Source organism: Mycobacterium sp. (genome assembly GCF_036490025.1).
Classification (GTDB): domain Bacteria; phylum Actinomycetota; class Actinomycetes; order Mycobacteriales; family Mycobacteriaceae; genus Mycobacterium.
The window spans coordinates 1-7426 of sequence record NZ_DASXEP010000116.1 but is presented as its reverse complement, the minus strand read 5'-3'; the positions used below and the strand labels follow the sequence as shown (position 1 = coordinate 7426).

Here is a 7426-nt window from a genome sequence, read left to right as displayed (position 1 = left end):
ACGAATCCGCCAACCCGGTGCCTCGCGAGGTGCTGGTGCCGTGCCTGCCGCCCAACGCCGAGGAGTTGACCACCTGGCTGTCCGGGTTGCGCGGGTCACGAGTGAACTTGCGGGTTCCGCGGCGAGGCGATAAGCGAGCCTTGGCCGAAACCGTGCAGCGGAACGCCAAAGAGGCGTTGCAGCAGCACAAGCTGAAGCGTGTCGGCGACTTCACCGCCAGATCTGCTGCGCTGCAGAATATTCAAGAGGCATTGGGCTTAGCCGACGCGCCGCTGCGTATCGAGTGCGTCGATATCAGCCACGTCCAGGGAACCGACGTGGTTGGGTCGCTGGTGGTCTTCGAAGACGGGCTGCCGCGCAAATCCGACTACCGCCACTTCGCGATCCGGGAAGCGGCCGGCCATGGTCGTTCCGATGACGTCGCGTCGATTGCCGAGGTGACGCGCCGTCGCTTCGCGCGGCATCTCCAAGACCAGGAGGACCCGAAAGTCCTCTCACCCGAAGGAAAGTCACGTCGATTTGCCTATCCGCCCAACCTGTACGTCGTGGACGGCGGCGCTCCGCAAGTGAATGCCGCCAGCGCGGTGCTCAGCGAACTGGGAATCACCGACATCGCGGTGATCGGGCTGGCCAAGCGGCTGGAAGAGGTGTGGGTACCGTCGGAGCCCGACCCGATCATCTTGCCGCGTAACAGCGAGGGTCTGTACCTGCTGCAGCGAGTCCGAGACGAAGCCCACCGGTTCGCCATCAACTACCACCGCAGCAAGCGGTCCAAGCGGATGACAGCGTCGGCGCTGGATTCGGTGCCGGGTCTAGGCGTGCATCGCCGCAAGGCACTGGTTGCCCATTTCGGGTCACTGGCCCGGCTCAAGGAGGCTACGGTCGACGAGATCACCTCCGTTCCGGGCATCGGGCTTGCGACGGCGACTGCGGTGCTCGAGGCGCTGCGGCCCGGATCGGATGCTGCGGCGCAGGACCGAGTCGCTGAACGGGCATCGGGATGACGGGCGAGGGGATGGACGGAGCGAACCAGACGGGATCGCTGAATCAGGCCGACAACCACAGTGGCACAAACGAATCCGGTATCGACGTGGTACTGGTCACCGGCTTGTCCGGCGCCGGACGGGGCACGGCCGCCAAGGTCCTCGAAGACCTCGGCTGGTATGTCGCCGACAATCTGCCACCCCAGTTGATCACCCGGATGGTTGACTTCGGGCTGGCCGCGGGATCGCGAATCACCGAGCTGGCGGTGGTGATGGACGTCCGTTCCCGGGGATTCACCGGCGACCTGGACTGGGTGCGCAATGAGCTGGCGACCCGCAACATCACCCCGCGGGTGTTGTTCATGGAGGCCTCCGACGACATGTTGGTGCGCCGCTATGAGCAGAATCGCCGCAGCCATCCGCTGCAGGGCGAGCAGACCTTGGCCGAAGGCATCGCCGCCGAGCGCGACATGCTGGCCCCGGTCCGGGCGACCGCCGACCTGATCATCGACACCTCCACGTTGTCGGTGCGCGGGCTGCGGGAAGGCATCGAGCGCGCCTTCGGCGGCGAGACCGTCGCACAGACCAGCGTCACCGTGGAGTCCTTCGGGTTCAAATACGGTCTACCGATGGACGCTGACACCGTCATGGACGTCCGATTTCTGCCCAATCCGCATTGGATCGACGATCTGCGTCCGCATACCGGCCAACATCCCGCGGTTCGTGACTACGTGCTTGGCCAGACTGGCGCGGCGGAGTTCCTGGAGACTTACCATCGATTGCTGTCCCTGATTATCGAGGGCTATCGCGGGGAGGGGAAGCGCTATATGACCGTGGCGATCGGCTGCACCGGTGGCAAGCACCGCAGTGTCGCGATCGCCGAGGCATTGGCGCAGCTGCTTGAGTCCGACAAGCAGCTGACGGTGCGCGTGCTGCACCGGGATCTGGGTCGCGAATGAGCCGGCGGATTGTCGCCCTCGGCGGAGGCCATGGCTTGTATGCGACGCTGTCCGCTGCCCGGCGGCTCACCCCGCACGTCACCGCGGTGGTCACCGTCGCAGACGACGGCGGCTCGTCGGGGCGGCTGCGCAGTGAACTCGACGTAGTACCCCCGGGCGACTTGCGAATGGCGTTGGCGGCCTTGGCTTCTGACAGTCCACACGGGCAACTGTGGGCGACGATCATGCAGCATCGGCTCGGCGGCAGCGGTGCATTGTCCGGCCATCCGATCGGCAACCTGCTCCTCGCCGGCCTCAACGAGGTGCTCGCCGATCCGGTCGCCGCGCTCGACGAAGTCGGCCGGATCCTGGGTGTTCGCGGCCGGGTGCTGCCGATGTGTCCGATCGCTCTTCAGATCGAGGCCGACGTCTCCGGTCTGGAAGCCGACCCGCGGATGTTCCGGCTCATCCGCGGCCAGGTGGCGATCGCCACCACGCCGGGAAAAGTGCGCCGGGTGCGATTGCTGCCCGGCGATCCGCCGGCCACCCGGCAAGCGGTCGACGCGATCATGTCCGCCGATCTTGTGGTGCTGGGGCCCGGCTCGTGGTTCACCAGCGTGATCCCACACGTGATGGTCCCCGGGTTGGCCACGGCGCTGCAGGCGACGACGGCCCGACGCGCGCTGGTGCTCAACCTGGTGGCCGAACCGGGGGAGACGGCCGGTTTCTCGGTGGAGCGTCATCTGCACGTGCTCGCTCAGCATGCGCCGGGCTTCACCGTGCACGACGTGATCATCGACGCCGAACGGGTGCCCAGTGAGCGAGAGCGGGAGCAGCTGCGGCGTACGGCAACGCTGCTTCAAGCGCAGGTTCAATTCGCAGATGTGGCCAGGGCTGGTACACCTTTACATGATCCGGGCAAGTTGGCCGCGGCGCTGGACGGAGTGAGCGTGCGTGACACGGGTCGGTCGCCGTCTGCGACGTCCACCGACGCGATGGCGATCGCGCAAGAACGTCAGCAAACCGGCGCAGACAGACCGGGGCGCAACGAACCGAAGGGTGACGACGCGTGGCGATGACGGCCGAAGTCAAGGACGAGTTGAGCCGCTTGGTGGTGAGTGCCGTGAGCGCGCGGCGCGCCGAAGTGACGTCGCTGCTGCGGTTCGCCGGGGGGCTGCACATCGTCGCCGGCCGGGTGGTCGTCGAAGCCGAGGTGGACCTGGGCAGCATCGCACGGCGACTGCGCAAGGACATCTTCGACCTGTACGGCTACAGCGCAGTGGTGCATGTGTTGTCCGCCAGTGGAATTCGCAAGACGACGCGATACGTGTTGCGAGTCGCCAACGACGGTGAGGCGCTGGCCCGCCAGACCGGACTGCTCGACCTGCGGGGCCGGCCGGTCCGAGGACTGCCCGCTCAGGTCGTCGGCGGCAGCATCGCCGACGCCGAGGCGGCCTGGCGCGGAGCTTTCTTGGCGCATGGTTCGCTGACCGAGCCGGGTCGCTCGTCGGCGTTGGAAGTCAGTTGCCCCGGGCCGGAGGCAGCGTTGGCGCTGGTGGGTGCGGCGCGCCGACTCGGCATCGGCGCCAAAGCGCGTGAGGTGCGTGGCGCCGACCGGGTGGTGGTGCGAGACGGTGAGGCGATCGGCGCGCTGCTGACCCGGATGGGCGCCCAGGACACCCGGCTGGTCTGGGAGGAACGGCGGATGCGCCGCGAGGTCCGGGCAACGGCGAACCGATTGGCCAACTTCGACGACGCCAACCTGCGGCGCTCGGCTCGCGCCGCGGTGGCCGCTGCCGCCCGCGTGGAACGGGCGCTGGAAATACTCGGCGAAGGTGTGCCCGACCATTTGGCTGCGGCGGGCAAATTGCGCATCGAGCACCGGCAGGCCTCATTGGAGGAGTTGGGTCGGCTGGCCGACCCGGCGATGACGAAAGATGCTGTGGCCGGGCGGATTCGGCGACTGCTGTCGATGGCCGACCGGAAGGCTAAGGTCGACAACATTCCGGACACCGAATCGGCAGTCACCCCCGACCTGATGGAAGATGCCTGAGCCAGTTTGCCGCGCCGCCAACGGTGGCACACCTGAAACGAGGCCGTCATGGGATTCATCACCCCGGACCTGCCAGACGTCGACCCCGACACCTGGCACACGCTGTCGGCGGCCGACCGGATGCAGGTGGTCACCCGGCACTGGGTGGAGCACGGTTTCGGTACGCCGTCGGCGATCTATCTGCTGTACGTGTTCAAGATGGCCGGCTACGCCGCGGGTGCCGCCGCGGTCATTTCGCTGACCCCGGGTCTGGGCGGATTGGGCCAGATCGATGTGTGGTGGACGCAGCCGATCGTGTACCAGAAGCTCGTCATTTTCACGCTGTTGTTCGAAGTCCTGGGTTTGGGTTGCGGATCGGGCCCCCTCACCGCGCGATTCTGGCCGCCGGTCGGCGGCTTCCTGTATTGGTTGCGGCCCAAGACGATTCGCCTGCCACCATGGCCGCACGATGTTCCGTTCACCAGCGGCGACACCCGTAGCCTTTTTGACGTGGGCTTGTATGTGGTTGTGCTGGCATCCGGAGTCTGGGCGCTGTTGGCCCCGGGTCATGACGGATCGGTCACCGGCAGTGGCGATCTCGGTTTGATCGACCCCGTCCTGGTGGTGCCGACGATCGTCGCTCTGGCGCTGCTGGGTCTGCGCGACAAGACCATCTTCCTGGCCGCCCGCGGCGAGCACTACTGGCTGAAGCTCCTGGTGTTCTTCTTTCCATTCACCGACCAGATCGCCGCCTTCAAGATCATCCTGCTCGGATTGTGGTGGGGCGCCGCGACTTCCAAGCTCAATCACCATTTCCCGTACGTGGTGGCGGCAATGACGAGCAACAATCCATTGCTGCGCGGCAGGCCGTTCAACTGGTTGAAGCGCCGGCTTTACCGCGACCCGGTCAACGACTTACGGCCCACCTGGATACCGAAGCTGATGGCCCACGTCGGCGGCACCACTGCGGAACTCATCGTGCCGGCCGTGCTGGTCTTTTTCGCCGACAGCCACCCGTGGCGATGGGCGCTGATCGCCTTCATGGTGGTCTTCCACCTCAACATCATTTCCAACCTCCCGATGGGTGTTCCCCTGGAGTGGAACATCTTTTTCATCTTTTCGCTGTTCTACCTCTTCGGGCACTACAGCAACATCTCCATCTACGACCTCAATTCGCCGCTGCTGCTGGCGATCCTGATGGCGGCTCTTGTCGTGGTCCCGATAGTGGGAAACATGTTCCCGCAACAGATTTCATTCCTACCGGCATTGCGCTATTACGCCGGGAACTGGGCGTCGAGCGTGTGGTGCTTCCGGGCGGGCGCCGAAGACAAGATCGAAGCCCACGTCGTCAAAAGTTCGGCGCTGACGGCCAAACAAATAGCCAGGCTTTACGACCCGGCCACCGCCGAGATCATCAGCGACAAAGCTCGAGCCTTCCGGTCCATGCACGTCCACGGCCGCGCGCTCAACGGACTGCTGCCTCGCGCGCTGGAGAATCAGGCGGACTACGCGCTACGTGAAGGCGAGACCGTCGCCGGCCCGCTCATCGGCTGGAATTTCGGCGAAGGTCACCTGCACAACGAGCAGTTGGTGGACGCGGTGCAGCGGCGCTGCCAGTTCGACGAGGGCGATCTGCGAGTGATCATCCTGGAAGGCCAACCGATCCAGACGAAAAGGCAGCGGTACCGCATCGTCGACGCGAAGACCGGACTGATCGAGGAGGGATACGTTGCCGTCGACGACATGCTGGCCCGCCAGCCCTGGCCCGAGCCCGACGACGAATTGCCTGTCCACCCGGTATGACCAACGCGGTCGTGGTCGGCGCCGGACCCAACGGTCTGGCGGCTGGAATCCATCTGGCGCGCAACGGCATTGATGTTCAGGTGTTGGAGGCATCCGATACCATCGGCGGCGGATCGCGATCGGGGGAGCTGACGGTACCCGGCGTGATCCACGACCACTGCTCGGCTTCGCATCCGCTGGGGGTGGGTTCGTCGTTCTGGAAAGAGCTCGACCTCGGCGACTACGGACTGACCTGGAAGTGGGCCGAGGTCGACTGCGCGCACCCGCTGGACGACGGCACAGCCGGCGTGCTCTATCAGTCTGTCGAGCAAACCGCGGCCGGTTTGGGCTCCGACCGCCGCCGGTGGCTGCTTGCGGTGGGCGACCTCGCGAAAGGCTTCGACCAGCTGGGCCAGGATCTGCTGCGTCCGGCGCTTCACATTCCGCGCCATCCCGTCCGGCTCGCCGCGTTGGCACCGCGCGCGGCGCTGCCCGCCACGGTGATGGCGAGGTGGTTTCGCACCGAGCAGGCCCGAGCACTGTGGGGCGGCGCGGCAGCCCACCTCTTTGGCCGGCTGGACCGGCCGCTGACCGCGTCGCTGGGGCTGATGTTCCTGGCGGGCGGTCACCGATACGGCTGGCCGGTCGCCGAGGGCGGGTCGGGATCGATCACCCAAGCCCTCGGCGACGTGCTCCGCGCCCACGGAGGTGCGATCACCACCGGCGTCACCGCAACAAGCCGACGCGACATCCCCGACGCCGACATCGTGATGCTGGATCTGAGTCCGACAGCGGCACTGCAGATTTACGGCGATGCGATGCCGGCACGGATCAAGCGGTCCTACCGGCGATACCGCCAGGGCTCGTCGGCGTTCAAGGTCGACTTCGCCATCGAGGGCCACATCCCGTGGACCAACCCGGACTGCCGGCGGGCCGGCACCGTCCATCTGGGCGGCACGTTCGCCGAGATCGCCGACACCGAGCGGCAGCGCGCGGCGGGCCGCATGCCGCGGCGCCCCTTCACGCTGGTCGGTCAGCAATACCTCGCCGACCCGTCCCGTTCTGCCGGCGACATCAACCCGATCTGGTCTTACGCCCATGTGCCATTCGGCTACACCGGCGACGCCACCGCGGCCGTCGTCGAGCAGATCGAGCGGTTCGCGCCGGGGTTCCGCGACCGGGTCGTCGCGACTGTGACAAAGAGCACCGCCGAGCTGGAGGGCTACAACCCCAACTATGTCGGGGGCGACATCATCGGCGGCGCCAACGACCGGCTGCAGATGCTGTTCAGGCCCCGGGTGGCCGTCGACCCCTACTTCACCGGGGTGCCGGGGGTTTACCTGTGTTCGCAGTCCACCCCGCCAGGGGCCGGCATCCACGGATTGTGCGGGTATCACGCTGCGGAAGCGGCGCTCAAGCGGCTACGGAGACCGCGATTCGCGACGCATTCCCGCAGCTACTAGGCTGGCGGCGAGCATTGAGTCAGCATCGAAGGAGAGACACGTGACGGTCCGGGTAGGCATCAACGGCTTCGGTCGAATCGGACGCAACTTCTACCGGGCCCTGCTGGCGCAGCAGGCCGCGGGCGCCGACACCAAAATCGAGGTGGTCGCGGTCAACGATCTGACCGACAATGCGACGCTGGCGCATCTGCTGAAGTTCGACTCCATCCTGGGCCGGCTGCCCTACGA

7 protein-coding genes are annotated in these 7426 nt (G+C 66.4%); all 7 read left to right on the top strand.

The genetic code is table 11. The features are described from left to right. On the top strand, window positions 1–1004 hold a 1004-nt coding region (gene uvrC / locus VGG53_RS12580), incomplete at its 5' end, for an excinuclease ABC subunit UvrC (RefSeq protein WP_331518388.1). Beyond that, on the top strand, window positions 1001–1942 hold the full coding sequence (rapZ, locus tag VGG53_RS12575; protein ID WP_414688956.1) for an RNase adapter RapZ: 942 nt from the start codon (window positions 1001–1003) through the stop codon (window positions 1940–1942). The genes uvrC and rapZ, both read left to right, overlap by 4 nt. Further along, window positions 1939–3000: a YvcK family protein gene (locus tag VGG53_RS12570; protein ID WP_331518386.1), complete on the top strand. Its 1062-nt coding sequence runs from the start codon at window positions 1939–1941 to the stop codon at window positions 2998–3000. The genes rapZ and VGG53_RS12570 overlap by 4 nt, the downstream gene beginning before the upstream one ends. After that, on the top strand, window positions 2997–3974 hold the full coding sequence (whiA, locus tag VGG53_RS12565) for a DNA-binding protein WhiA (protein WP_331518389.1): 978 nt from the start codon (window positions 2997–2999) through the stop codon (window positions 3972–3974). The genes VGG53_RS12570 and whiA overlap by 4 nt, the downstream gene beginning before the upstream one ends. Before the next feature lie 48 nt (window positions 3975–4022). Further along, complete coding sequence (locus VGG53_RS12560) at window positions 4023–5756, top strand: DUF3556 domain-containing protein (protein WP_331518385.1); 1734 nt, start codon at window positions 4023–4025, stop codon at window positions 5754–5756. After that, entirely contained in the window at window positions 5753–7198 is a 1446-nt protein-coding gene (locus tag VGG53_RS12555) for an NAD(P)/FAD-dependent oxidoreductase (protein WP_331518384.1), read from the top strand. The genes VGG53_RS12560 and VGG53_RS12555 overlap by 4 nt, the downstream gene beginning before the upstream one ends. A 40-nt stretch (window positions 7199–7238) precedes the next feature. Next, window positions 7239–7426 (top strand): glyceraldehyde 3-phosphate dehydrogenase NAD-binding domain-containing protein (locus VGG53_RS12550; RefSeq protein ID WP_331518383.1); only part of this gene is annotated, 188 nt, incomplete at its 3' end.